At 34.4% G+C, this 26,373-nt stretch carries 34 protein-coding genes and 1 pseudogene; 9 read left to right on the forward strand and 26 right to left on the reverse strand.

All coding sequences use genetic code 11. The features are described from left to right. Window positions 1-69 precede the first annotated feature (69 nt). Both D1606_RS06595 and D1606_RS06600 read right to left on the reverse strand, forming a co-directional pair. Complete coding sequence (locus D1606_RS06595; RefSeq protein ID WP_119415231.1) at window positions 70-348, reverse strand: YwqI/YxiC family protein; 279 nt, start codon at window positions 346-348, stop codon at window positions 70-72. Between the two features lie 30 nt (window positions 349-378). Next, complete coding sequence (locus tag D1606_RS06600) at window positions 379-738, reverse strand: DUF5082 domain-containing protein (RefSeq protein WP_119415232.1); 360 nt, start codon at window positions 736-738, stop codon at window positions 379-381. 1,040 nt (window positions 739-1,778) lie between these two features. On the opposite strand from D1606_RS06600, the gene D1606_RS06605 reads away from it, so the two are divergent. Beyond that, window positions 1,779-2,633: a class I SAM-dependent methyltransferase gene (locus D1606_RS06605; RefSeq protein ID WP_119415233.1), complete on the forward strand. Its 855-nt coding sequence runs from the start codon at window positions 1,779-1,781 to the stop codon at window positions 2,631-2,633. A gap of 224 nt (window positions 2,634-2,857) precedes the next feature. On the opposite strand, the gene D1606_RS06610 is transcribed toward D1606_RS06605, so the two are convergent. The 4 genes from D1606_RS06610 to D1606_RS06625 all read right to left on the reverse strand — a co-directional run bounded on the left by D1606_RS06610 (window position 2,858) and on the right by D1606_RS06625 (window position 4,770). Continuing rightward, the gene (locus D1606_RS06610) at window positions 2,858-3,295 is read right to left on the reverse strand and encodes a cell wall hydrolase (RefSeq protein ID WP_119415234.1); all 438 of its coding nucleotides are present in this window, start codon (window positions 3,293-3,295) and stop codon (window positions 2,858-2,860) included. A gap of 108 nt (window positions 3,296-3,403) precedes the next feature. After that, window positions 3,404-3,814 carry a hypothetical protein gene (locus tag D1606_RS06615; protein WP_119415235.1) on the reverse strand — a complete coding sequence of 137 codons (411 nt, stop codon included), beginning with the start codon at window positions 3,812-3,814 and terminating at the stop codon, window positions 3,404-3,406. Window positions 3,815-3,879: 65 nt separating this feature from the next. Next, the gene (locus tag D1606_RS06620; RefSeq protein WP_119415236.1) at window positions 3,880-4,296 is read right to left on the reverse strand and encodes a GNAT family N-acetyltransferase; all 417 of its coding nucleotides are present in this window, start codon (window positions 4,294-4,296) and stop codon (window positions 3,880-3,882) included. Continuing rightward, window positions 4,297-4,770, reverse strand: a complete 474-nt coding sequence (locus D1606_RS06625; protein ID WP_119415237.1) for an SAM-dependent methyltransferase — start codon at window positions 4,768-4,770, stop codon at window positions 4,297-4,299. It lies immediately after the preceding gene. 157 nt (window positions 4,771-4,927) lie between these two features. Between D1606_RS06625 and D1606_RS06630 the strand changes: the two genes are divergently transcribed. Continuing rightward, window positions 4,928-5,110, forward strand: a complete 183-nt coding sequence (locus tag D1606_RS06630; RefSeq protein WP_119415238.1) for an acetyltransferase — start codon at window positions 4,928-4,930, stop codon at window positions 5,108-5,110. A 65-nt stretch (window positions 5,111-5,175) separates the two neighbouring features. Here D1606_RS06630 and D1606_RS06635 read toward each other — a convergent pair whose 3' ends face one another. After that, window positions 5,176-5,829, reverse strand: a complete 654-nt coding sequence (locus D1606_RS06635; protein WP_119415239.1) for a hypothetical protein — start codon at window positions 5,827-5,829, stop codon at window positions 5,176-5,178. Window positions 5,830-6,231: 402 nt separating this feature from the next. After that, window positions 6,232-6,411, reverse strand: a complete 180-nt coding sequence (locus D1606_RS06645; RefSeq protein WP_119415241.1) for a hypothetical protein — start codon at window positions 6,409-6,411, stop codon at window positions 6,232-6,234. Window positions 6,412-6,552: 141 nt separating this feature from the next. Here D1606_RS06645 and D1606_RS06650 point away from each other — a divergent pair, with 141 nt between their 5' ends. After that, window positions 6,553-7,506 (forward strand): bile acid:sodium symporter family protein, encoded by a 954-nt coding sequence (locus D1606_RS06650; protein WP_119415242.1) that lies wholly within the window; start codon window positions 6,553-6,555, stop codon window positions 7,504-7,506. A 261-nt stretch (window positions 7,507-7,767) separates the two neighbouring features. On the opposite strand, the gene D1606_RS06655 is transcribed toward D1606_RS06650, so the two are convergent. The 5 genes from D1606_RS06655 to D1606_RS06675 form a co-directional block, all read right to left on the reverse strand. Next, window positions 7,768-8,424, reverse strand: coding sequence for a hypothetical protein (locus D1606_RS06655; protein ID WP_119415243.1), 657 nt, complete (start codon window positions 8,422-8,424; stop codon window positions 7,768-7,770). A 204-nt stretch (window positions 8,425-8,628) separates the two neighbouring features. Then, complete coding sequence (locus tag D1606_RS06660; RefSeq protein WP_119415244.1) at window positions 8,629-9,072, reverse strand: NUDIX hydrolase; 444 nt, start codon at window positions 9,070-9,072, stop codon at window positions 8,629-8,631. Between the two features lie 377 nt (window positions 9,073-9,449). Next, a complete protein-coding gene (locus D1606_RS06665; protein WP_119415245.1) occupies window positions 9,450-10,238 on the reverse strand; it encodes a DUF4097 family beta strand repeat-containing protein in 789 nt (262 codons plus the stop codon). Continuing rightward, on the reverse strand, window positions 10,231-10,785 hold the full coding sequence (locus D1606_RS06670; protein ID WP_119415246.1) for a DUF1700 domain-containing protein: 555 nt from the start codon (window positions 10,783-10,785) through the stop codon (window positions 10,231-10,233). The genes D1606_RS06665 and D1606_RS06670 overlap by 8 nt, the downstream gene beginning before the upstream one ends. Further along, complete coding sequence (locus tag D1606_RS06675) at window positions 10,782-11,102, reverse strand: PadR family transcriptional regulator (protein WP_119415247.1); 321 nt, start codon at window positions 11,100-11,102, stop codon at window positions 10,782-10,784. The genes D1606_RS06670 and D1606_RS06675 overlap by 4 nt, the downstream gene beginning before the upstream one ends. A 344-nt stretch (window positions 11,103-11,446) precedes the next feature. Between D1606_RS06675 and D1606_RS06680 the strand changes: the two genes are divergently transcribed. Continuing rightward, complete coding sequence (locus D1606_RS06680; protein WP_119415248.1) at window positions 11,447-11,902, forward strand: staygreen family protein; 456 nt, start codon at window positions 11,447-11,449, stop codon at window positions 11,900-11,902. A gap of 74 nt (window positions 11,903-11,976) precedes the next feature. On the opposite strand, the gene D1606_RS06685 is transcribed toward D1606_RS06680, so the two are convergent. Together D1606_RS06685 and D1606_RS06690 are read right to left on the reverse strand one after the other, a co-directional pair. Beyond that, window positions 11,977-12,540: a cupin domain-containing protein gene (locus D1606_RS06685; RefSeq protein ID WP_119415249.1), complete on the reverse strand. Its 564-nt coding sequence runs from the start codon at window positions 12,538-12,540 to the stop codon at window positions 11,977-11,979. A 298-nt stretch (window positions 12,541-12,838) separates the two neighbouring features. Continuing rightward, complete coding sequence (locus tag D1606_RS06690) at window positions 12,839-14,263, reverse strand: VanZ family protein (RefSeq protein ID WP_119415250.1); 1,425 nt, start codon at window positions 14,261-14,263, stop codon at window positions 12,839-12,841. A 242-nt stretch (window positions 14,264-14,505) separates the two neighbouring features. On the opposite strand from D1606_RS06690, the gene D1606_RS06695 reads away from it, so the two are divergent. After that, a complete protein-coding gene (locus D1606_RS06695) occupies window positions 14,506-14,703 on the forward strand; it encodes a helix-turn-helix transcriptional regulator (RefSeq protein ID WP_119415251.1) in 198 nt (65 codons plus the stop codon). 13 nt (window positions 14,704-14,716) lie between these two features. After that, window positions 14,717-15,124, forward strand: coding sequence for a hypothetical protein (locus D1606_RS06700; protein WP_119415252.1), 408 nt, complete (start codon window positions 14,717-14,719; stop codon window positions 15,122-15,124). Window positions 15,125-15,234: 110 nt separating this feature from the next. Here D1606_RS06700 and D1606_RS06705 read toward each other — a convergent pair whose 3' ends face one another. Together D1606_RS06705 and D1606_RS06710 are read right to left on the reverse strand one after the other, a co-directional pair. Then, entirely contained in the window at window positions 15,235-15,879 is a 645-nt protein-coding gene (locus D1606_RS06705) for a hypothetical protein (protein ID WP_119415253.1), read from the reverse strand. A gap of 47 nt (window positions 15,880-15,926) precedes the next feature. Then, the gene (locus D1606_RS06710; RefSeq protein WP_119415254.1) at window positions 15,927-16,382 is read right to left on the reverse strand and encodes a YkvA family protein; all 456 of its coding nucleotides are present in this window, start codon (window positions 16,380-16,382) and stop codon (window positions 15,927-15,929) included. A gap of 742 nt (window positions 16,383-17,124) precedes the next feature. Between D1606_RS06710 and D1606_RS06715 the strand changes: the two genes are divergently transcribed. Beyond that, entirely contained in the window at window positions 17,125-17,556 is a 432-nt protein-coding gene (locus D1606_RS06715; RefSeq protein WP_119415255.1) for a flavoprotein, read from the forward strand. Window positions 17,557-17,590: 34 nt separating this feature from the next. Here D1606_RS06715 and D1606_RS06720 read toward each other — a convergent pair whose 3' ends face one another. The 5 genes and pseudogenes from D1606_RS06720 to D1606_RS06740 form a co-directional block, all read right to left on the reverse strand. Beyond that, window positions 17,591-18,037 carry a GNAT family N-acetyltransferase gene (locus D1606_RS06720; RefSeq protein WP_119415256.1) on the reverse strand — a complete coding sequence of 149 codons (447 nt, stop codon included), beginning with the start codon at window positions 18,035-18,037 and terminating at the stop codon, window positions 17,591-17,593. Window positions 18,038-18,230: 193 nt separating this feature from the next. Next, window positions 18,231-18,777: pseudogene (locus D1606_RS06725) on the reverse strand (GNAT family N-acetyltransferase). Window positions 18,778-18,805: 28 nt separating this feature from the next. After that, the gene (locus D1606_RS06730; protein ID WP_119415257.1) at window positions 18,806-19,351 is read right to left on the reverse strand and encodes a GNAT family N-acetyltransferase; all 546 of its coding nucleotides are present in this window, start codon (window positions 19,349-19,351) and stop codon (window positions 18,806-18,808) included. 138 nt (window positions 19,352-19,489) lie between these two features. Further along, a complete protein-coding gene (locus D1606_RS06735) occupies window positions 19,490-20,635 on the reverse strand; it encodes a metallophosphoesterase (RefSeq protein ID WP_119415258.1) in 1,146 nt (381 codons plus the stop codon). A 119-nt stretch (window positions 20,636-20,754) separates the two neighbouring features. Next, window positions 20,755-21,732 carry a DNA/RNA non-specific endonuclease gene (locus tag D1606_RS06740; protein ID WP_119415259.1) on the reverse strand — a complete coding sequence of 326 codons (978 nt, stop codon included), beginning with the start codon at window positions 21,730-21,732 and terminating at the stop codon, window positions 20,755-20,757. Between the two features lie 453 nt (window positions 21,733-22,185). Here D1606_RS06740 and D1606_RS06745 point away from each other — a divergent pair, with 453 nt between their 5' ends. Continuing rightward, window positions 22,186-22,755, forward strand: a complete 570-nt coding sequence (locus D1606_RS06745; protein ID WP_119415260.1) for a hypothetical protein — start codon at window positions 22,186-22,188, stop codon at window positions 22,753-22,755. Between the two features lie 6 nt (window positions 22,756-22,761). Here the strand turns inward: D1606_RS06745 and D1606_RS06750 are convergent, their stop codons facing one another. Then, the gene (locus tag D1606_RS06750; protein WP_119415261.1) at window positions 22,762-23,334 is read right to left on the reverse strand and encodes a DUF3885 domain-containing protein; all 573 of its coding nucleotides are present in this window, start codon (window positions 23,332-23,334) and stop codon (window positions 22,762-22,764) included. A gap of 150 nt (window positions 23,335-23,484) precedes the next feature. Further along, window positions 23,485-23,811: a nitrite reductase gene (locus D1606_RS06755; protein WP_119415262.1), complete on the reverse strand. Its 327-nt coding sequence runs from the start codon at window positions 23,809-23,811 to the stop codon at window positions 23,485-23,487. Between the two features lie 458 nt (window positions 23,812-24,269). Here D1606_RS06755 and D1606_RS06760 point away from each other — a divergent pair, with 458 nt between their 5' ends. Next, window positions 24,270-24,671, forward strand: a complete 402-nt coding sequence (locus D1606_RS06760) for an MFS transporter permease (protein ID WP_119415263.1) — start codon at window positions 24,270-24,272, stop codon at window positions 24,669-24,671. Here the strand turns inward: D1606_RS06760 and D1606_RS18695 are convergent. Together D1606_RS18695 and D1606_RS06765 are read right to left on the reverse strand one after the other, a co-directional pair. Then, window positions 24,668-24,820: a hypothetical protein gene (locus D1606_RS18695; protein ID WP_158582331.1), complete on the reverse strand. Its 153-nt coding sequence runs from the start codon at window positions 24,818-24,820 to the stop codon at window positions 24,668-24,670. The genes D1606_RS06760 and D1606_RS18695 overlap by 4 nt on opposite strands. A 77-nt stretch (window positions 24,821-24,897) precedes the next feature. After that, on the reverse strand, window positions 24,898-26,331 hold the full coding sequence (locus tag D1606_RS06765; RefSeq protein WP_119415264.1) for a glycoside hydrolase family 1 protein: 1,434 nt from the start codon (window positions 26,329-26,331) through the stop codon (window positions 24,898-24,900). Window positions 26,332-26,373 lie beyond the last annotated feature (42 nt).

Below are 26,373 nucleotides of genomic sequence, written 5' to 3' on the forward strand. Positions count from 1 at the left end.
AATATCTTTGTAATAATAACCACCTCATTATACATTCAGAAAGATTAGCTTCGTTTGACTTTTCAATCCTTATTTCAATAATTTATAATCTCCTAGCTGATCATCCAATTCGATCATACTTTGTACCACTTGTTGACTAGCTTCCTCATTTTGTATTAATAAAGTTTTATAGGACTCTAACATTTTTTCATATTGTTGATGGAGGACTTTCCACTTTTGTACAGCAGTTAGTACATTATCTTCCCCTACTGCAGAAGGAAGCGAAGTATGAAGCGCATTTGTAGAGGATTTCATCTTCGAAAGTGCTTGGTCAATTACATTTTGCTTGATTTTAATTTCTGTACTCATCAAATAGCGTCTCCTTTTAAGTAAAATTTGTTATTTAGATTTCGCCCTTTCTGCAGCACGAGCCGCTTCAAGACTTCTAATAATCTCTTTTATCGCACTAATTTCACTCTGCAGACTACTCATTTTTTCTGCTATCACCGTGTAAACAGAATTGAATTGTCGTCCATCCAATTCACGGTATTTAGTAAGCATCTGCTCATGACGAGTTTGATCAAACTTAGTGGCTAACACTCCTCGCCAAGTCTTACTAGATAGCGGAGGTTGTGTGATATTACTTTCATACTCGATAAATTCTTGTTGGTGTAAGTGTAGCTGGTTACTACAAGCCTGAAGCCTTCGAAGTTGTTCTTGCTTTTCACGCAAAAGTGCATAGTAATACGCTAAAGACATATGTTCATCACCCCTTTTATAAAAAACAGAAGTCACCCTAAATACAGCGACTTTTACGCATACAAATATGTTAACTTTTAGAAATTATACCATGTAAAAAATATACTATTGAGATTATTTATTCCTAATTATCTTGATGAATAATAGTAGATAAAACCCAAATTTCTTTACTCCAAAGGGACTATAAATGCACATAATTTTGTCGAGATACCTGATTGCTTCTCCTTTTACGCGGCCTAGTTGCTTAGTCAATCTAGTAATCTTGCCGCGGATAATAGGAGTATTTTTCGCTGCCTGAGTACGCTGAAGAGATGACTTAAATCGCTGAGAGAGCGAATACAATTTGTTCTGGAGCGAATAAATGGCCGGAGAGAGCGAATAAATCAATCGTGAGAGCGAATAAACAGTCGCCAAGAGCGAATACATTGTTGCTTCACCTATTACTCCTCCTTTTACGCGGCCCAGTTGCTTGGTCAATCTAGTAATCTTGCCGCGGATAAATAAGAGTATTTTTCGCTACCTGAGTACGCTGGAGAGATGACTTAAATTGCTGAGAGAGCGAATACAATTTGTTTTGGAGCGAATAAACGGCCGGAGAGAACGAATAAATCTCTCGCGGGAGCGAATAAATGGCCGGAGAGAGCGAATAAATCAATCGTGAGAGCGAATAAACAGTCGCCAAGAGCGAATAAATTGTTGCTTCACCTATTACTCCTCCTTTTACGCGGCCCAGTTGCTTGGTCAATCTAGTAATCTTGCCGCGATAAATAAGAGTATTTTTCGCTACCTGAGTACGCTGGAGAGATGACTTAAATTGCTGAGAGAGCGAATACAATTTGTTTTGGAGCGAATAAATCTCTCGTGGGAGCGAATAAACGGGGGCTTAGAGCGAATAATCAGCATTTCTTATGTTTCCTAGGGAAATAATTGTTCTGAATCCAGGTACTCCATCTTTATTCCTTGCAATTAAATACCATTGAACTACAATTATCTTTACAAACAACTAACGAATTCCTGAGTTCGAGAGGAGTAAGAAATGAATGACTAAGCAAACAAATATACCTGATCATACTGCGGTGCGAGTTGCTTTATGGCGAGCTTTGCACCTACAAATAGATGAACAACCACATGTGCTTGAAGACGAGGTAGGACTCAAACTCATTGCACCTGAAGATGATTGGCGCAAGCGACCAGATATGGATCCGAAGTTTACAAGTGGCTTCCGAGCATCCATTGTTGCGCGGGCTCGGTTTATAGAGGATTTAGTTACAGATAAACTTGAACAAGGTATCAAGCAGTACGTTATACTAGGCGCTGGCCTTGACACCTTTGCAGAACGCAGTCCGGAAATCGCATCTCAGATGAATATCTTCGAGGTCGATCAGCCCGAAACACAGAATTGGAAAAGAAAACGTCTGATTGAGACCGGCTTTGGTATTCCTGAATGGTTAAAACTCGTGCCAGTTGATTTTGAAGCAGGTTCATCTTGGTGGCATCAACTGAAAAATACTGGATTCGATGCAAGTCGTCCTGCGGTAGTGGCATCAACCGGTGTCACTCAATACCTTACAAAAGAAGCGATTTTTGCTACACTCCGCCAAGTTGCAACACTTGCTCCTGGCACTACGTTAGCGATGACATTCTTATTACCATTTGATCAAACTGAACCCGACATTAAAAAAGATGCTGAAGAAGCAAAAAAAGGAGCCAAATCGAGTGGCACACCTTTCATTAGCTTTTTCACACCACAAGAAATGATTGATCTTGCTCTCAAAGCCGGTTTCCGAGAAGCAAAACACGTATCGTCTGCTGACCTGAACGAACGCTACTTCGCAGGACGAACAGATAGCCTTTCATTGCCAAGCGGCGAAGAATTCTTACTAGCAACTACTTAGAAAATAATTTATGTATACAAAAACATCAGTAGCATTTGAGCTACTGATGTTTTAATCTTCCGTGAGAAACAATCTCCCCTATTCAGGAAATAAATCCCTTCGTTTTAGAAATAAACATACCTTTTTCGGAAATAAACTGTCCTAATTTGGTAATAAACACCCTGATTTTAGAAATAAATCTCCCTCAGCTTTTACTAAACATACGTGAGAAATCAAATCCCCTATTACGTATAAACCCCTTCACATGTGTCAGGTGCTGGCTCATAGAAACAATGGTTTTTAAATTGCCCCGTAAATGGTTGGCCGTACCATGTATCTGGGCATGGCGCATATGGATTAAAATACCACAGGGCATACTTTGCTGGGTGTTGTCTCCAATAATTTAGCGTTTGTCGTGCTAAATTTTGCTCGTTTGGTCTCGCTCTTTGATAAAATGTATTCCCCTTTTGAACGGCTTCAAAAGAGTAATTTCCGCCTTGTACTTGAAAAATAACATCTTCAATTGTTCTTAAATCTTGAAAGTCTAAACAATTTGATACAAGACGATTCACAATAACATTTCCGACAAATAGCATACCTAAGTTTCCTTCACCTTCAGCTTCTGCCCTCATCATCCTTGCCATTAAATCAACATCTGCATCTCGGTAATTAGCTCTCGGCATTTTTTCACCCCAATAGTATAGTATGAAAAAAGCCTAAAATGTTGTCATTGTTTGTATAACTATAATCTTTCGTTCTAATTATTACGTTTTGTTACCGTATTTCAAATATCATCCTTCCGATAACCTATAATATTTCCTTTCCTCTCCCTTATATTGAACAATCAACACGTCTTCTCTTTCATTCGTTGAATATATCTTCGTGCCAATAGGGAGTTTGGTGGCCATTTTATTTTTAAATGCCGCTTCATTTGAATAATTGCTTTCAATTTCACCGACTATATCTTTTTTTGTTAAGGATAATTGATCTACCCATTCAATATTTGTTTCGTAAACGGAATCTTCTAACATGAAAAGATCCGTATTTGCATTTTCTTTTAGTACTTCTTCAGCTGTTGGTGCATGAGAGATATGCACAGTCGTTTGCTGCTTGTTTTCACGGCTGAATAAAAAGATACCTGCAACAATTAGAAAGATAGATACTAGAAGGCCAAAAATGGTGATTTTATTTATTTTCATCATTTACATTCCCCTCGTATAAAAGTGGACGTCCATTCAGTTAGTACCGGACAAAATCAAAATTCTTATTATTCTAAATATTCCTTTGACAACTTCTCACTTTGATAGATTGCCATTCCCGTTTTCAGCTTTTTAAACCCAAATTTTTTGTAAAACGTATCGTTTCCGGTTGTTGCAATTAATTGCACACATGAAATATGCTCTAATTGTCGAAGTAAATCTTTTAGTGCCATTCTTGCAACACCTTTATTTTGATACTCCTTATGTACAACCACATCATAAATCGTCGCGTTAAATACTCCATCTGATAAAGCTCGCGCAAAACCTATCACTTTATCGCCTTCCATCACAAACACCTTGTGAGTACTTGCTTCAAACACTTTTTGAATGATGGCTTCATCATGTTTCTTCCAACCGACTGATTGATAAATATTTTTTAATATAGGATAATCACTAGGTTCTAATTCATGCTTTAGTGTATACATTCAATCTACCGCCTTATCCCAATATTCCTCCATCAATGAAATAGACCAGTCAGGTTGTCTAACTTCTCCCTTTGGCAAAAATTCTTTCATCACTGGTTTTATATCAATAATCGGAGTTCCATCAATCGCATCCAGACCTTTTACAATTATTTTATCTTCCTTAACTTGTAAAAGCTCAACAATTGTAACACCTAATCGATTTGGTCTATTCTTTCCTCTTTGCGCAAAGATGCCTACTTCAGGGAATGCCTTATTGTTTCGTGGGTGCCTTGCTTCAAATTGGATTTGATCATCAGAAACTTTATCGAAATAAAATATAATCTCGAGATGAGAAAAATCATCTAATCCTTTAAGAGCTGCTGGACTTATACTTGAATCAAGTCTGATCGTTGAAATAACAGATCCCCAATCATCATCTTCTATAGCGATTCTAGAATTATGAACAACTGCTATAGGACGAATTGTAAATTGCATGATGTCCCTCTCCTTTGTAGTAGAATTTATTTCTATATTCCAATGAGCATATTTTAAAAATTTTCCACTCCCCTAACACAAATAGACAAGTAAGATTCATATGCTGTAATATAGTATATAATATTTAGTTAAAAATGACAAAAAAAGGATGAATACTATGGAAAATCATATCTGCCCAAAATGTAATAGCGCAGACATTAAAAAAGGATTGATGGGAGCTACTGTTGGACAAGTTTATCTATATCCTGAAAACAATTTAAGGAAGAAACCATCTTCTATTTCAGCTGAATATTGTAAAGACTGCGGGTACATTTTATCCTTTTATGTAGACACCCCTTAAGATAGTAACGTGAAAAGGCTTAGAGTGAAGGTTCTCTACTCTAAGCCTAATAAACTCGAATCTATCTATAATTCCCTCATTTTCTTACCTGATTTCATGATAATCTTCACACCCATAGCACTGCCACCAGATATGTGTTCCTTTAACTTTGAAACATCTATATTCGACTCAATTTTTTCTGCCTTTCTTTGATTTCCTTTTAACTTCACTTCATACGGATCATTGTTATTCATAATCGTTACAAATTGAAAATCATCATCATATTCTTCATAAAATTCAATACTGAACTTCACATCATTACTACTATAGTTTTTAAACGGAAGCATACACTCCCCGTGTAACGTTTTCTTATCAATCATATCAAAATTGCAACTACTCATATCTCTATCATAGGAAACTGCATAAATATCAGTTGCAAACGTTTTTTGATATAAACTAACAAAACTTGAAGGTCCAAAAATAGCAATCAAAACAGCTATTAAGATCGCTCGAATATTATATTTATCAATCGAATTGTTCAAGAGAAATAAGCTTGCAAACAATATAAAAAAGAAGCAAAGCCCTATGTATGAGAATCCACTCTCAGAACGCACTGGAATATTCAAATCTGTTGCAATTGTCTCACCTAAATAGCCATCGTTTGGAAAAGGCAAACTCAATATAAGCAATGTAACAAAAAGAATAATTGCTGTATAGAACATTTTTTTGTTTGTTATCATATGCAGCACATCCCTTATAACATACATATTCTCCTAGCACTACGTTTGTAATAAATGTAAAATTAACCAATATACATTACAATATTCATAAATACCTATAGTTATTACTATTAATAAAACAACAGTCTTCCTAAAGAATAGAGGTGATTTAGCTGCTAATTATAAAAATACTGTTTTCAGCATTGATATTGATTGCTGCAACATACAGTTTAATAACAAAAGACTATACCTATACGCCAATTTCATCCTTATTACTAGGGATTTATTTTGCCGTATTAGCTTTTGAAGAATATAAAACGAAAGGTAAAAATGGTTGGGGCCTATTTTATTTACTCGTTTCAGTACTTATTATTGTCATGGCACTATTTAGCTTCTTCTAAGTTGGGAGTAATCATAAAAAGATTACTCTTTTTTAGTTTTTATATAAAAACTAACATCTAAAATAAAACTAATCGTAAAAAACAACACGCCAATAAAGATTGAGTACTTAAAAAATAAGTTAGTAAAGATATCTGCTATATAAAATCCATACAAACCAAAAAATACTAATCCTATTAAATCTATGATTTTAGTTATAGACATATCTATTCTCCTATTTCATTTATAAATTAACAACGGATACATTTCTGGTCCCTTGCAAACACTACTGATAAGTTAGATGGAACAATCCATTTTCTCTTTAAAATATGGTATGCTGAAAAAAACATAAAAGAAGGTCTAAATATGTTAGAAAAAGTAAATCGTTTTCTGCAAAAATACATAGCGATCTTGACACCACTTAGTTTAGTTGTAGGTGTTTTGTTAGAAAATGTGGGGCATCATTTCGTATTTCTTGTTGCTTGGTTATTTGCGTTTATGACGTTTACAAGTAGTTTAAAAATGAAATTTAAAGATGTAAATGTCTTTCGTAAGCATCCTTTATTTATTATATTTACGATCGTATTTTTACATATTTTAATGCCTTTATGGGCGTTTTTCTTATCTACTGTCATATTCGATGACCATTTGTTAACAGTTGGATTTGTTATATCCGTTGCTGTGCCAACAGGTATCACGAGTGTCATTTGGATAAGTATATGTAAAGGAAATTTACCTCTAGGGTTATCGGTCATTTTAATCGATACGCTACTTTCACCATTCATCATGCCTTTATTGTTGTATGTGGTTTCAGGTGAAAAGATTCAATTAGATGTATCTGAACTTATATTAGATTTGATCGTCATGATTGTGTTACCAACCATTTTAGGTATACTCGTCAATGAATTATCAAAAGGTGAAATCCCTAAAAAGATTGGCAAAAAATTAGCGCCGTTTTCAAAAATTGCATTGTTGAGCATTATCATGATTAACAGCAGTACCATTGCGCCTTTTATAAAAGATTTGAATCTTCACTTAGTAGGCGTTATTCTCTTAGTATTCGCCATCTCTGTATCAGGATATAGCTTCGCTTTACTCATTGGTCGTTTTATTATAAAAAACCATCAACAAACCACAGCTTTGGTATTTACAGGTGGAATGCGTAACATTGCTATTGGAGTTATTGTAGCAACAACATATTTTCCAAGTAAAGTAGCCATGCCCGTCGTATTCGGAATGCTGTTCCAACAAGTGTTAGCATCGCTATTTAGTAAAATTGTTATGAGAAATGCTAGTGATAAAACAGAACAATTGCAATGATTTGCAATCATGAATGCTTCACATGAATATAACTTGTAAACATGTCAATCCCTACGTATACTAGAATTATAAAAAATACCGCCAATGTTGTCGCATCGAACGGTCAAATCGATAGTTGATTCCTTTAAGGGGATTGGCTCTGAAATGGTAAAATAACCCATCCGAGGTCCTAACTCAAGGATGGGTTATTTTTTGTGATTAATGATTCACTTACGTTACGTTCTGAGTTAAGCAAATCATTCCTAGAAACTATCTACCAACTCACAACTTTCTACTTTTCTCCCCCGACCTAATGATAATCGGTACGCTGCCTGTCATTGCTCCACCATCGCTGTGTTTTTTAATCTTTGATACATCAATATCCGCCTCAATTTGTACTACTTTACTCTCTTTTCCTTTGAGTCTTACTTTATATGGACCTTTTTTATTCATTAGCGAAACCTTTGGACCATACTTAGACGGGGATGATTCATAAAATTCAATAGAAAATTGGACATCATTTTTACTGTAATTTTTAAGCGGAAGATCACACTCTCCATGTAAGGTCTCTTCATTTATCATGTCAAAATTGCAACGACTTTCACTATCCTTATAAGAAATCGAATAGATTCCTGTTGCAAATGTTTTTTGATACAAATTTATAACGATTGAAGGGAGAAAACTTGCAACGATAATAGTAATTACTACAAATCGAACATAATATTTATTCAGTGATTTTACTAAAAAATATAGACTAGCAATTAGTAAAAGGAACGAAGTAATCCCCACATAATTTAATCCATTTAATGTTTTAATAGGTATGTTCAACAAAATAACCGTTTCACGATAAAGAGTTTTATTTGGAAAGGGGATATTTAGTGCAATAGATGCAAAGAAAAATATGATAAACAAATATAAGAACGTTTTATTTTTAAACAATATAAGCTGCCTCCTCCTTTCATAGCTTATTAAGATTTTATTAGCATATAAAATATTTGCACCAATTAATTTTAAAATTGGTATATTTACCTAATAAATTAAACTACTTCAAGTTAGCATACTTCTTCAAAAATTTCAATATTTCATTCCACAAACTATTCTTTTAATAAAATAACTTCCAAGCCACCAACACTTTAAATACTTTCAAATCTCAAACTCAATATCCTCACGATCCGTACCACGAAATTCCACATAAAAAGGATGTTTTCTTTCATCTAGACAATACTCAATCCTCTTTCTGAAATTTTTCCAGGTGACCATTTCTAATGCTTTTGGGATTGGGAAGAAACCGACTTCTAGACTTTCCGAGCTGGTAGTTGGCGTACCGCCTATTGCTTTCCCTCTAAATAATGTATTACAGATAGAGCGATCTACATTCTGAAAGACACCGCAAAATTTTGTAATCTCGATATCAATTCCTGATTCTTCTTTTGTTTCTCGGATTGCCGCATCTTTTAGCGACTCCCCTTCTTCCACTTGTCCACCAGGCATTTCCCATCCTCTACGTGGGCCTTTTATCAATAACATTTCACCTTGATCGTTCAATACAATTGTTGCTGCAGAAATAATATGCTTAGGTGTACTCATGTAAATCACTCCTTCATTAGCTCAGACTTATTTAACTCTCTAACTAACAAACTTCGACATATTTTTCTATTTCCCTTCTTATATGAAATTGTTCCGATTTGTTTGTGATAATAATGATTTCTATGTTGATCTTAAACATGCAAAAAAACCTAGTAGCTAGGTAAAGTTCTACTAAGGTTTTTAATATAGAAATCTATATTTGCAAAAGGTATCCTGAATTCCATGCATATCCTTCACTCCCACGGTTCAAGAGTGTAAAGAACAAAGAAGCCATGCAACATCCGCTAATGTCTTAAAATATGAGAAGCAGCGAGATCGTCCAATTACAAACAGTCTCAAAAACTGTCATGTGAAAACATTCTCTCCACAATTATCTTTTATTTTGTCACTTCGATTTTACCGTTATTCGATTCTAGATTAACTACGTTTTCTCCCTTTCCAATAACTGTATTCCCCTCATATTTATCGAGGATATTAATCTTCCCATTGTGGGTAGATACTTTAAAGGTGGTATTAGTTGGTTCCTTATCCGTTTTAATGAATATTTTTCCATTGTTGCTCTCTAGTTGAATGTTCCGATCTAAGTCCTTTGTAGCAAGCAATATTTTACCATTATTTGAGGAGCCCTTAAGATTTCCTTCCACATCATTAAATTCTAACTTGCCATTTGCACTTTTTACGTTTACGTTTTCTGCTACAATCTTATCTAATGCAATACGACCATTATCCGTTTGCACTTTTAGATTCTTTATATTCAGCTCTGACACTTTTACTTTCCCATTATCATTATCGACCACAAAGGAATCATACTGCTTTTGCGGGATATATACGTGTAAATGAGATGATCGAAAGTCAAAACCAATGAAGAAGGTATTCCCTTCTTTTAATCTAATGGTAAGTTTCTTTCCTTCCACTTCGGTAGTAAAATCCAACTTAGAAACATCTACACCTTTTGTGACAAGCTCTACTTTAGTCTCTGTATCCGAAGTCGGAAGAACATCTACTACTGCATTGTCCGTTAAAATCTGGACCTCCGTCACCTTATCAGAACTTACCGTTTTCTCTGTCGTGATTTCTTTCTGTTTCGTTTGGGAAAATGTAAAGAAACTGCCTATACCACCAATTAGTACTAGAAGCAACGCAACAATTGATAATTTTTTAACCATGCTTCAACCCACCCTTTACAAACGTAATGTTAAATTTCAAATAGCGAACAAATCCTTTAGTTAGATATTTCGTTACGTAAAACATCCCCATGGCTACGAATATGCCAATCCCACAAAGAACAAATGACAAGAACAAATCAGCTATTATAAACTGACCTATAAATAGATTAAAAAGAATACCGACTGGTGATAAAATGAACGCCAATGATGCTAACCATCCGGAAAATACAAAGCCGACCAATGCACAAAAAGGTGCAAGTACAATAAGGACATTGAAGAACCCCAACCCAATCACAGCCCAAACTGCACGTAAAATGTTACTGGCAGAAGCCGTTTGTTCGACCATATCAAGATGGTAAGAAGCCAGCAGCTCCTTGGCAATTTGTTTTGGGTTTCCAAGAGATGCTGCGATTTCTTGCTCAGACTTTTCATTTTCCATCCCCACTGCGAAGTACTCTTCGTAATCTTGCAGAATATCTTTTCTTTCCTCTGTAGAAAGTCTTTTTAGAGAACCTTCCAGCTGCTTCAAAAATTGCTCTTTATTCATTGGCGTACACCTTCCTTGATTAATTGATTGACTCCACTAGAAAATTCCGTCCACTCTGTCAGCAATTCGTGAAGGTATTCCCGTCCTTTATCCGTCAACTTATAATACTTACGTGGTGGACCTTCTGTTGATTCTTGTAAATAAGTCGTAAAGTACTCTTCCTTCGTCAATCTTCGTAATAGTGGATAAACAGAACCTTCCGATATTTCGATTTGGTCTGAAATTTTCTGAACAAGCTCGTAGCCATATCGATCTTGTTTATCAAGTAACACAAGCACACATAGCTCCAAGACGCCTTTTTTAAATTGTACATTCAATGCACCATCACTCCTTTCTGATATTCATCAGGTACTGTATATTGTACAGTACCGAACATCAATCAATACACCTTATTCAATAATTTACCATACACTATTATTTATTGCAAGGTACTACATTATATTCTATGTATGCATTTTTGTTAATGATTTACGTGAGCATACTGAACAAGTTGTATTTGATAAATATGCATGAATCTTTAACCTCTCATTATGGCAGTCTGTTTACTTAATTTAAAAATAGATTCTTTACACACCTTATCTCTCTAAATATGTCTAACTTAGAAGCTAAATGCATATTTTTCGAATAGCCATCACATAAAGAAGAAAAAGGAGTAGATGACTTGACTACTTTTAAACCAGAGAAACTTTCTGTGGAATATATGCATGGTGTCACCTCTACAGAACCAGTTATTCCAAGGCGGTACACACTAACTCACTCTGATGAAACTGGCAATCTCTTTTTAAATATCGGCATTCGTTACGCCTGGGAAAAGACAAATCCTGCTATGCGAGACGAAGTTTTAGGAGAATGGATAACGCATGAAAATCTCTTTTACTATTTCGTTTATGTATACATAGACCTGGGGCCATCTAATAATTTTGTTCCATCAAAACGCGATGAAATCTTTAGACGTGAGTTACCATTAGCGTTAACCGCTATGAGATATGGCGATCGAGCGTTTTTCAATGCACATCCCCCTTTAAAAAATGCGCCCGTCATGGTTAACTTTATATCCGCTTATCCAGAGTATACAAAGCAGGAAAATTGGGGAACGTTCCAAAAGTTTTCTATCTAAAATTAACAATCGTCCCCAAGTGATATCTCCAATCTGTTAAAAGAGTCCTAACTACCAAATAGTTGTCTACTAATTCAACTGGACTTTTTTAGAATAGGCTTGCCAATATATTTTTCAAAACCTTCATACGCATTCTTTTTGTGACCACGCTTCACAAGCCATGCAAATACCTTGCGCTGCAACCAAAATGGAATACCCGCAACTAATGTATTTTGCATGGATAAAATTAACGCCGTATGGGCCATATTTTTTGGATTCCCTTTTTCATCTACAAGTCCATCATCAATTAAGCCATAGTGAATGCGCACGGATTGCTCAAATTGGCTTGGGGGTGTTAAACGCACTCGAAAAACAACTATCTCATCATGATTATTTGTAAATGTATGTATCGTCTTTAATGTAACGAGTCGTTTATCCCCCGGCTGTAATACATGTTGTTCTTTCCCCAGAGTAACTGTTAGCTGACCTGAAATAACTTCAAATTCCTCTTCAAATTCATCATGACTATGTAATGGTGGTCCATCTCCTTGTGGTGGCAAAACAACTTCAATATAGAGATACTTTCCTTGCGTTTCCTCTGTTGTTTCTAAAAATGTAATTTGTTCACCAGTAATTTGGTGTTTAACAGTACGATTCATGTCATTTATCCCCTATTATAATTTTTATAAAAACGCCCCTTCGATAATAACATAAATATCCACTAAATCCACTTATTATAAAAATTAACCCCGTTTTTTATAGCTATTTTTCACTTCACAATTTATAAATCCCTAGGGGTCAGAGAAGCACAAACTCTGTGAAAAAGTTTTGATAAATAAGATTAAATAATCAATAAAGTGAAAAGGCTACCGATTTGGTAGTCTTTTTTCTACTTTTATTGATCAAACGATTTATTTGGTACTATCGAAGAAGAATCTACAACAATAGTACCCAATATCATTGAATTGCTGGAATAAGTACTTCCCAAGCCTCTCCATTCAGTAATCCCTTGAAGCGGTAAACGGGCTGATAATATCCTTTTGAATCGTAAATATAATCTAGTTCATATTCGTTTATATCTAGTTGATCTCCATCCACTAGGTCATTATAAATAGCAAAGTTTCCTTTAAGAATATCTTTATAGGCTTGAGCCGGACTGATAATATCAACCTTGCGTACATATTTATTTTCATTCATATCGTAATCTAAATCTAGAGGGATTTGGTGTTTCTGAGATGGTATAAGCATGATAAAGCCCTCTGTAAAATCAGAATCTCCATGAATAATATCTGTCATGTTTTGTTCAATATCCCACCGAAGCGTATTCTCATCTTGTGTACTAAAAACGGCATCTGGAGGCAATACATCTGTTGAAACCAACTTTTTTCCATAATATTGTCCGTACTTTTCTAGCCTATCTGGTTTCATAGGGTCATTATTATCCCCTTCATGGTATAACCCCCATCCGCCTCTCTGCAACGAGTAGGTAAATGTAAATTCCTTTCCGTCCTTGTCAATATACGTCCAAATGCGATTAAAACCTTCAATTCGCATTCTACCCTTCTGCTGCAAATTAAAAGATTTTTCCATCCGTGCAGCTATTTCTTTCCCATATTTCAGATTATGAATTTGCTTGTTGCGATAAAGAGAAACCGACTCGGTATCTGTTGGCAAATCTATTTTAAGCTTGACGTCCACTTGCTTCATATTTTGAGGAACTGCCGGACGAATCGAAAGGTTGCCAAGCTCTTTCGTATGATAAACAATTAGTGCACAAGAAAAAAGTAGTACAAAGAACATTGGAATGTAAAGTGCCTTCAATACAGATTTAACAATGATTTTTCGACGTGTAACACAATCAAGGATTGCACTCATTAAGAGATATCCCGCAACACTTCCAAGTACGTTATGTAAAATATCATTCAATTCAAATATCCCTCTATGGGTAACCATTTGTATGAATTCAATTCCTAATGTAACAAAAAAAGACACACCCAACACAATACCAAAGTGGCGTAATTTTTTGCTGAGAAGTGGTAGTAGGAATCCTAACGGTGCAAACATTAACATATTAAAAATGATCAGTTGCAATTCACTCAACGACCATTGATGCCATGTATTAACATAGTCACTGAAAAGTCGGAAATTGACCAAACCTTCAAACATTTCTCCCCTGCTAAAGGTTGTTAACACCATAACTACAACAAACCATCCTAGCAGTAGGAATATCGAGACAAACTGAGTAATAGTTACTTTTAGTTTTCCACCTCTTTTTTTATAAAAGACGTAAGATACGAAAGAAATTCCAATTATAAAGAATGCCGTAATAAGAGCAACCGGTAAAATTGGCAATAATTTATTGATAATGCTTATGATATCCATATATGAAGTCCTCCCAGTTTATTGATATCCATTTATTTAGATTTTTCAAATACAACGCTTTTTTCTCTAAATTGTTTCACTAATTCTCGAATAAGCACAAAGACAGCATCTCTCAAAAATTTCAGACACCTAAATTCCATTAAATCCTCTGTTCAACAAAAAGTAAAGTATGCTTTACTTTCCATTTCGTTTATTGTAACATGAAAGTAAAGCTAGCTTTACATTTTAGAAAGGAGTCAACTATGAAAAATAGAATCCCAGAGTTACGAAAACAATTGGGGTATACTCAGCAAACAATGGCTGAAAAGTTAAGCGTCTCACGTCAAACTATTATTTCTCTTGAAAACGAAAAGTATAATCCATCAATAATGTTGGCTTATCAAATTGCCAAGCTATTTGGGAAAACAATTGAAGACGTATTTATCTTTGAAGAAGAGTAGAGGAGTGAAAACTATGAAAAACATAGAAAGCAGAATGGTATGGTATTCAGCACTTTTATTTATAGGAGCTGCGCTATTTATATTAGCCGAATTCATGGAGGTATTGGATAATTTTTGGAGCGGAATGGGGTTAGGGTTTGTAGTTGTTTCTGGCCTTCGTTTAGTCCAAATTGCACGTTATAAAAACAATGATGCGTACGCCAAAAAAATAACAGTCGAAAACAATGATGAGCGTAATCAATTCCTTGCTACCAAAGCTCGATCTACCACTTTTTATTATTCAATTCTACTAGAAGGACTCGCTATTGTTATCTTTTATATATTGAAAAATTCTGATGTTGCCCAAGTAATCTCAATGGTTCTCTGTGGTCAATTAATTATATACTGGGTATCCTATGCTGTCTTAAAATCAAAATATTGAAAGACTATACAATTAAAAATATGTTTTAAAGTAACTAAAAAAGGATTAGCAGATGATTTTATTTGCTAATCCTTTTTTTATGCTATCTCAATTAAACTAAACTTAGTTAATTAGAAATCTTTATGCCATTCATCATCTAAAATGGCACCTTTTTCATCGATATAACTCATAGCAAACGAACCGTGTTTTAATTTACCTTCGCTTTTTAAAGAAGCAATTAATTCATTTAAGATTTTTTCGTCATTATCGCTCTTTTTACGAGGGACAGTAATATAGATGGATGGTGCAACATCAAACTCTTTATAACTTTTAGGTTTAAGAGGATCGATAGCTAATTCTCGACCGATATTATCATTGCTAAAGTAAACGATTAAATCCGTTGTTTCGCCAAAACTTTCTTCAACAAAAGGACGTATTTCACTTTTTAAGTCTTTTTCCCATTTATCCGCAATATAAGTATCCACCATTTGTTTTGTTTCATCATCATAATAAACAAAAAACTCTATATTCGACTTCTTATCCCTGACCTTAGCAGCATATTCAAATGAAAAGTTCCCCATATTATCATACAAAGTGTCATATATCTCGAAGTTATCATTAAAATGCTCTTTTAAATATTGTTCAGCTTGAATTCTGACTTTCTCTTCTTTATCCTTATCTGGTTTCATTTCTAAAAGAAAGAGAACTACAAGTATTCCAATTCCTATTAATATGACACCTAAAATGCTAAGCATGATTTTAAGAAAAATTTTCAAAACATCACTCCTTCATTCAATATCACAATTGCATGACGAAACTGGCATTAAATTAATCGATCATCTATATCTGATGTATCTACATCACCAAACCAATCTTGGATCTTATCTTTTGCTTGCTTTTTAATATCTGCATCAATATACATAGATACTCGAACTAGAGCTGCAATAAGAGCACCCAGATCATCAACATACCCTACTCCCGGAGCAATATCTGGAATCAAGTCGAGTGGTAAGATGAAGTAGCCTAAAGCACCAAGGATTAATGTCTTTTCTTTCTTAGGGACTTCCGCTTTTTTCATCACATAATAAAGAAGTAACACGGCATAGATCACAGAAGAACCAGCCTTTTTAGAGTATTTCTTTATCTTATTCCAAAGACCTTCCTCTGAATAATGCTTTCCGTGTTGTTGAAATGCTTCTTCATCGACTTTTTCTGCTTCATTTACTAATTCCTCTATCTTTTCATTACTGAGGTTATTCTTTCTAAATTTCTCAAACATTATTTTGTCCTCCTAAATTTATATCTTCACATATTTTTAGTAGTGCTACCCGTAGAAATTATAGATGGATATATGCACAAAGGCACCACGTTTTAACTATATTGTATCGTTAGTTCCATAACTTTAAAAAAGAAATCCTTCATTCATTTTAGAAAAAGAGCGAATTCCACTTATTTGGAATCCGCTTTTTTCATTACTTATAGAAGGAAATTAATATATATTTTACTGCTCCCAATTAAATAGCTTGTTAATAGTAAGTGTAGAAATCACCAAAATAACAGAAACCAAAGGTATATTTATCCACACATCTAAATCACCCAATACAATATTAAATAAGTAAAGAATAATAAAATATACCACTAGTAACACAACAAATTTTTTGAACATATACTTATAGCCTCTATTCTTTGAATAATTTTTTGGAAGACCTGATAAATCAATTCTAAATTTTACACAAGAACTATCCTCTTTTTTAAATACATTATACCAAATTAGTGAATTTATAACTAAATTTGTAAGTATATTTTAAAATTTTAGTTGAATTGAACAGTAAATATCTTTCTAACATTTATGTTTTCATATAATAGAAGAGAGTCCTGAACTTCTATTGTAATTTTAAAACTACTTCATCCAACGTGGCATGGATCTAAGAGGAATTACCGCCTATTATGTTGAACAAAAATAAAGGAGAGTTTTTTGGATAAAGAAGGATTTTTTACATATCATATTTTAGGAGGATTTTATGAAAAACTCATTTCTCATGTTTTTAGATACTTTTTTAGGTGCTTGGAGGACTTCATCTTTAGTAGAATTGAAAAAATTAATATCCATAGATTATGAAGCAAGAGAAATAAGAAACGGAGATATCATTGACTTTGATTATAAAGAAGCCATAAATGGATGGGAACAGGGTTTTAATTTTACTAAAGATAATAATGCTCAATGGAATATAAAAGTAGTTTCAATTTTCACTTTACGACCAAATGAAACAATGGCTGTTATATCGGCTACTTTGGTTATTCAAGGTGAGAATTTAGATACAGCAAATTTATTCTTTCAAACATTTAAAAGATATAACAAAAATGATTGGAAATTAATTAGAAGTTACATAGAAGCAGGAGTTTCTGTTGTTCATACAAGCGATGTGCTGTCAACAAAAGGTGGCGTTAGTTAAAAAAGAGACAGAAATTCTGTCTCTTAAATTAATTCTATTTAAATTGTAAAACCATATCAATATGCGGGATATTATCTTCTAAATAGGTTTCTGATATTGCTTGAAAGCCAAAGGAACCGTAGAATTTTCTTAAATATTCTTGCGCTTGGATTTTAACCGTTGTTTCTTTTAATTCGTTTTGGATAAAATCTAGCCCTCTTTTTAAAAGTTCCTTTGCAATTCCTTGTCCACGAAATTCTTTCTTTACTATGACTCTACCAATAGAACTTTCTGGATAGGAAACACCTGGAGGTAAGATTCTTAAATATGCAACGATTTCTCCGTCCACTTCTTTAAAAAGATGATAAGATAATGGATCCTTACCATCCACTTCGAGATACGGACAATTTTGTTCCACTACAAAAATTACGGTTCTTTCTTTTAAAATATTGTATAGTTCACTATTTGTTAACTCATCAAATTTTTTTAATTTCCAACTCATCATTTTCACCCTTTTCTTTCTATCACAAATGCAATACTTCAACATATGCATCCAATTTATCCTAGTCTTACTACATTTGCAACAAAAAATGAAAAAAAGAGAGGCAGCAGCAAATCGCAACTCTTGTCATTTAAAGCTCTTTGTAAACAAATTCTCGATATTTTACAAAGTCATTTTTTTACCCAAGTACTTACTATTCTATGAATCTCCCCATAACAACGGTATTATAGTATTTTCCATCAGAAAGAACTTTGTCATTTTCTAAAAGTCCTTCTTTTTTAAAGCCAACTTTTTCGTATAGTTGTATCGCTTTTTCATTTGTTTTCCAGAACATTTAAGGTAATTTTTTTCACTTCGTTCGCATCAGCCCATGTAATGGACTCTTTTAATAGATTTTTGCCGATGCCGTAGCCCCAATAATCCTTCAAGACACAGACCCCAAACTCTACTTTATGAGCAAATCGCTTTAATAGATTTCCTTCACACCTTGAAAATCCGACAATCTTGTCATCAACCACAGCCACTAAGAATAGGTTTTTCTTACTCTCTGTATCTATTTGGATCAATTGTTCAAATCCTTGTACATCTATGAATGCCTCGCCCTTTTCTCGGTCAAGGTTTTCAGTTTCTCCATCAATTTGCAATCTAACTTCCGACAAATCCTTCGCATCTTTATTGACTGCAGACCTAATAATATAGGTCGTCCCATTAACAATAAATTCTTGTTGATCTATTTTCATCGAATAATCCCCTCATCATTAAGTTGAACTACATTTTTTCCCATTCTCTCTTTAAAAGTGAAAAGATTAAAGCATCATGAGACTGCTTATTTTGATATAGATACCCTCTTAATAGTCCCTCTTTAGCAAAACCTAATCGTCTTAAAAGTTGTATGGATGGTTCATTTTGAGGATATGTTACAGCCCCTATTCTAAACAAATCTAAATCTTCAAATGAATAACGTAATACTTCTTTTACGGCTTCAGTCGTAATTCCTTTTCTCCAATGTGAAGGATGTATTTCATAACCAATCTCAGCCTTTTTACTCCAAGTGCTAAGGTTGTTTAATCCCAATGTGCCGACAAAATCACCTGTCTCTTTTAAAACAATGCCCCATCTTATACCTCTTTTGCTTTCATATGTATTCTGAAGGGACTTTACTATTTTTGAGGCATCATCAATACTTTTTAAACTATCCATCCCATAATATTTAGTTACTTCGTCCTTTGACATAATTTCAAAATAACTTTTAGTATGCTCCTCATTTATTTGAACTAATTCCAGTCGATTTGTTTCTAATTCAGGAAACCTCATTAGATTCTCTCCCCTCCATTTTTCATCCTTGTTATATTCAATTTCCTTATTGAACTATCCTGCCTCGTTAGTTGAATAAGAATCAGTATAAAAAAAGGACCGTATCATTACGGCCCAATTCAACTACGATATTCAATTTTAATCCAAAATAATCTCTACAATTTCATTATTCGTACCGACTCGCATTGGCATTCCCCATGTGCCGACACCTGATGTCACAATGACATGTGGACTATTCGCATTCTTTTGATAATGTCCATAATCGACTACATATATTTGGTTTGTTATTAAGCTACCGGGGAAAATTTGACCTTTATGCGTATGCCCAGATAAGATTAAATCCACATTGCTACTATATTCCTCTAAATGAATTGGGTTATGGTCTAAGACAATCAGTGGAAGTTTCGGATCAATTTTCTCTAATGAATCTTGCATATCTTTTCTCTTTAAGCCACCATACCCACGGATAGGTGACGAATCTAAACGGCCAGCTAATGCAAAGCGATCATCAATTATGACATACTCATCTTTTAGTAACATGATGTTACTATCTTTAAGCAACTTCACCATTTGATGAAATGTTTTACCACCATCATGGTTACCAAGCGTTGCGTATACACCATAAGGCGCTTCTAGTTGTTTGAATAATTCACTAACACGTTTAGGATTTTTTACAGCATCAAAATCATCATTAAAAATATCCCCTGGTATTGCAATTAAATCTGGTTTCATCGCATTTATTTTCTCAACTATTTCCTCTAGACGATTTTCTGATTGTATCGCCCCTAAATGTAAATCACTGATTACAACAATTTTCATCTTCGGTGAATCAACCGAATCCTTTGTCGAAATTTTATACTGCACTTCTTTAATCTGCGTCGCATTATAGATGCCATATCCAACAAAAGCAATCGTACAAAAAATCGCGAGTCCCCAAGAACACAAGCGGACAACTTTAGGAACAGGCGATGGAATCAGCTTACATAACTTCCCTATAAATACTACAACATCAATCACTGCAAACCATAACAATAAATAAACGAATATCCCCAACCAGTAAGAAGAAAACGTTGTCACCAACTCATTGATAGCTCCTGGTAAAGGTAAAAATTCTAGTAAATAGGAAAATGCAATAACACCATACACACACGCAAATACCCATTTATTGATCCTCGAAAAAATAAGTACAAGCCCTCTATAGAGACGATGACCAACATATAAATTGGCACCGCCATATATAAGTAGTGCGAGTGAGATTGCAAATACTATGGTCAATTTACTCATATATTCCTCCTATGCTACCAATTGCTTTGCTACGATTACTTCTTCTATATCTTTGGATTTCTTTCATACACTTTATACAATTACGACACAGCTTTCCGTTTGACTTGAGCTATAGGTGCTTATTCCCCTACCACACCATCATTATCGCGATCATCCATATATTGATATAACCAGTGATCCCTTGTTATTGGCATTTTGAAACCAGCTGCTTTTGCTTCTTTAATCGTTACTTGTCCATTACCATCTGTATCAACACTAGAAACATCTTTAGTGCCATTCGATGTATTGGACTTATTAGTACTAGTTGACTTATTTGAGGTAGTTGATTTACTTCCAGTTAACCCCAGAGATTTATTGATCTTATCCGGGTTACCATTATCAAACTCATCTACAATCTCATGCCCTCTTAAAGTGTACGTGTACTTATAATGAGAAGGAATCTGCGTTTTCGTATTAGGATATGTGATAATTGCTTCAAAATTAGTAGCCCCACCAGCTTTACGAATGGCGTCTTCCATATATGCTTGGTCACCATGTCGGTTTAGCGTACTATCTTGCGGCGTAATATTGTAAGCATTTGATACCCCTCCGAGAGAATCTGCAATAATATGACCTTCATCTAAATCTGATCTTTCGACACCAGGAACTTTTGCCTCATCAGAGTAATATCTGCCAGACGATGTTACAGGTTCGGTACGGTCATCTTGTAGAATTACTTTGTCAGCAACAACACGTATTAGCTGCCCATATTCATTCGTGAAAGCCCAATACTTCCGATTTCCAAAACCAATATCAACAACAATGTTAGGTTCACGATGACCAGACAAATTACCACCATCAACTTTAATTTGTTTGTATCCTTTGAACAATTCATCTTTTGATGGAGTTGATGTTTTTTCTGAATCTGATTTTTCACTTACAGTTGTTTGCTCTTTTTCGGTATTATTTGTTGTTACTTCTTGTGAATCTGTTTCACTTGTTGTGACTTCTTGTGAATCTGTTTCTTTACCTGTAACGGAAGCATCTTCTACGCTCGTACAACCAACGACAAAGATGGTAGTTAAAAGTAAGATTAAATAGTTTATTCTCTTTTTCATTTTAGGACTCCTTCTAATTTTTCACTGAATATTTAAGAGATCTTTGAATAAAACATATATTAACATTGTTAACCTATTTATAATAGTATATTACAATATTAATCTTATTACAGTAGGTCGAACTATGTACTGTTAAGTTTCAATAAAAATTAGTAGAGTCCATTGCATTATATTTTTCAAATATAAAATTTGGCTATTACTTGTTCATTTAACTGCTTTTATAAGCCTTCTTAAATATTTACATTTACATAAACATTGTTTCTAGTACTGAAAATGCACAATTCTGAATCACGAATTGCGCCCGATTGTGGAATAATTCATAAATTATTTATGGATGTGGAATGTTATGCTAAATAAAGAAGAGGAACAGCAAAAATCTTTGATATGATAACTACTGAGAAAACAGTTATTACTTTTAAATACTAAAGCTTTTTAATTAAGGAGAGGATATCTATGCTACTAACTGCTGAAATTACAGAGCCTCCTATCTCTGGAATGTATCCCGAAAAAATATACGATGCCACTTTTTCAACAGAAGATTGGACTTGGGTAAAATTCGAAGACGAAAACTATGATACTTTTTATGGCCAATTTCGCGGCAAACCAAGATCCGTTGCCATTTCTTCTGAAAACCAATATTGTTATGTACTTACAGATACTTTTTTATATGAACTCAATCGAGATAACCCGGACTATTTTCAAGTTAAAGATTTTATTGATGATGTATTTCGCACGATAAGAAATATTACATTATCTCCAATTGGAAAACTCATCTTATCAGACTACTATACAATTTTTATACTCAATACTCCTATTTGCCAAATATCCGGTCGATTAGAAAATGCGTTGATCGAAATCGAAAACCCTTTTAGCTTGGATGAAATTGAATTTAAAGAATGGAAAAACAATTCGCTACACATAAACGCTATAACCTTTATAATAGGTGAACCCATAAATCTCATCTACAATGCTACAACCAATCTATTTTTAGAAGATGAAAATAGTAATAACACTTATTTATGATAAATTTCACCGTGTCACTAAATGCGTTTTTATTAATAGATTATATTTTTTATCTACATTCATTATTTCAATTCCACGATCATCATAAACATGTACGATACACTTTGTACGTTGATTAATTATAAAAACATCAGGAGCGAACATACTATTTTTTCTATTTAATTGTGGACGAAGCTTTGGAAAGTCTTTATTAGCTAGTGCTTTCAATAGCAGTGATAATTTGATTTCTGAAACTTTACATGACCAAACAATTTGCTGGACTTTGATAACATCATCATCAAACAGCCACTCAAAGTTTGCTAGTTGTACCTCATGTTTTTTCTTAGGGCTTTTCATATATCTTTTAAAAATATTTGGGTAAGTCGTTTTATTTTTAAAACTGGGATAACTATTTGCTACTATAAACAGCTCATCTTCGCTTTCAAATAATAAAGACTGTACTTCCTTAATTATTTGATACGTAAGTGCATTCGTACTATCAAATGGTGATTCTATATGTAAAGCCTGATACCAATTATGATAAAAATCTGGTACTAATTTATGTCCCTCGTAATATGTATCTATAAATTGAAATTTCATTAAATATTAGAACCTCCTAAAACTTCCTTTATATATTATTAAATAATAAAAGGCATATGAACTCACTCATTTCATATGCCTAATTTAAACAGCACTTACTTATGATAAGGTTCACCGTAATGTCGCTAAATGCGGTTTTTTAAACTAAATTTAATCACGTTTCTTTGCTACATATTCTAAGAGCTGAATAAACTTTTGCTGTTCTTTTTTATTGTTTTTTAACCGTGAAACCAAAATGTTACTTTGAAGATATTTTCTCACTCTCACATTTATAAAGAAACTTTTATGATGTCGTTCATCTATGTATAAGTCATTAAACCATCTTAATTCTCTAAGCTTTTTAATATTTTTATCAATTTTCTTAGAATTTAAGTTGCTATTAGGGGAGCTAATTAAATCTGTAGATGAAAGTAAACTTAATATGACCCCTAATATTCCAATAATCGCTAAAACTATCCCTCGAAAAATTTTCCCCATTATGTTAGACTCCACTTCTTTTTTATTCCATTATAGTATAAAACCAACTAAAACATCGTTGGTTTAGTTGGTTTTATAGATACCGCACTTACTTATGATAAGGTTCACCTTGTATAATACTATAACAATAAATATTTACTCTCAACAGAAACGCCAGATTATTAAAGATTGCTATTGCTTTTGCTACATTAGATTGAAAAATACCTCTATGCTAAATTATGTACATACAATTCAAATCATCCAAAAAGTATCACTGTTAATGTGGAAACTAGAGTAACAGTAAAAGCATCGAAGACCCAACAATCTTTTAGAAAACAGCCTTATTTAATGCTCCCAATATATAACCTAGACCAAAAATCAACATAGTGTTCAATTTTGTGCATTGCTTCAAACACTCATACGCTTTATGATAATTGCAGAAACAGAACAAGGTGTTCAATTTTGAGGAGGAACAATGATTGAGTAAATTATCGAAAATGTTAATTGCGATAGCGAGTGTCATAATTATTGGATTAGTAGGGAAAGCATTTGTATTAGATGAAGAAGTGAAAGGATATTTAGTAACGTTTTTCTTCGTTGGGTCAGGGTTAGCGCTGTTACGTTTATTTATTAACGCGATGATTGGGAAAATGAAGGGAAAACATATTGTAGTGAAAATAGGATTTTTTGCGGCGCTGTTAGGTGTAGGGATACCGTTCCAAAGCTGGTTCCGTACAGAAGTTATTTTCTCAATGAGTAAAACATTTATTGTGCCAAGTGTTTCGGTAATGGTTGCTAGTGTAGTGTTAATGACAATTGTATATGGCTTGATTGGGAAACGTGTTCAAGCAGCGCGCGCAGAAGAGCCACAACTAAATTAATTTGTAAAAATGGACATCACTTCACTGTGGTGTCCATTTGTTTTCCCGGGTACACTGATATTCTTTTTAATCGTTTCTATTTGACGACTGCCTAAGATGTAAAACAAATTCCAATTATATTGATCAATAAGGAAGGTCATTTTCTCCACTTCCACTAGCTCTTTTCAATCGGTTAAACCCTCTTAATTATTTGCAAAAAAAAGAAAGCGAAGTAATCCTCCGCTCTTTAGATTCCGTTCGATTCGATGACTTGTTTGTACCAATAGAAGCTGTCCTTTTTGATACGACGCAGGTCATGAGTTCCTTCTTCATGCTGGTTAACATAGATGAACCCATAGCGTTTTTGGAAACCGTTCAGCCAACTTAGTAGATCTGTGAATGACCAAACACAATAGCCAAGAACTTCGACACCGTCTGAGATGGCTTCTTGAATTGTCTCAATATGTGCTTGTAGATACTCAATCCTGTAATCATCATGGACTTTATCCTGATCTTCTACCTTATCAAATTCACCGAGCCCATTTTCACTTATCAAAATCGGTAAATCATATCGGTTCGTGATTCGGCGAAGGCCAATCCTTAGGCCTTGTGGATCTATATTCCAATCCCAATTAGTGCGCTCTAGGTTGGGATTCACCTTAGTTTTAAACAACCCTGGAATACCCGAATCCTTTGATGTTCCCTTGATGCCTGTTGTATTCATCTCACCGGCACCCACTCCATATTCTAATGGGTTGACTTCAAATGTCGTGCTTTGATAGTAGTTTAAGCCCATAAAATCTGGCTTGCCTTCTCTTAATAAGGTAAAGTCCCTTTCTTCCACTTCTGGTGCAAGACCTTCTTCTACTAAGTAGTTCCAGGCAGCCTTCGGGTATTTCCCCCAAGTATAAATATCCATCCACCAATGGCTGTTTAGATCCTCAGCATTTTCAGCAGCCAATATATCTTGCGGCTTTGAAGAAGCAGGATAGGCTGGCGAGTACGCAAAGCTTGGGCCAATTTGACCATCCGGAACATAATGACGAAATGCTTTGATGACACTGGCATTGGCTAGATTTGCGTGGTGATTCACCTGATAAAACAGCTTTGTATCCTTTATACCCGGTGGATGTGAGCCCTCATTATACCCATGGCTTGTAAAAATATTTTGTTCATTTAAGCTGACCCAGTACTTTACACGGTCTCCAAAGCGTTTAAAACATTCCACACCATAATTGGTAAAGTCCTCAATGATTCTTCGAGATTCCCAGCCACCATATTCATCCTGAAGTGCTTGAGGCAAATCCCAATGATACAAGGTCAAGATGGGCTCAATTTGATTTTTAAGCAGTTCATTAATTAAATTATCATAAAAGGCAACGCCCTTCTCGTTAATCTCGCCTCTTCCATTCGGAAAAATACGGGGCCAAGATACGGAAAAACGGTAAGCCTTTAAGCCCATTTCCGCCATTAAATGGATATCTTCCTTATAACGATGATAGTGGTCTACAGCGACATCTCCCGTCGTTCCTTTAAATGTCTTACCGGGGATACGAACAAATTTGTCCCAATTACTCATCCCTTTCCCGTCCTTATTCCATGCACCTTCAATTTGGTAGGCAGCTGAAGCAGCTCCCCATAAGAAGTTCGTCGGAAACGGTTTCAATGTTTTATGCATTATCGTACTCTCCCTTCCACCCAGTTGTTGCTTTTCCCTTTTATA

Origin of the sequence: Rummeliibacillus sp. POC4, from assembly GCF_003576525.1 — a bacterium.
GTDB lineage: Bacteria > Bacillota > Bacilli > Bacillales_A > Planococcaceae > Rummeliibacillus.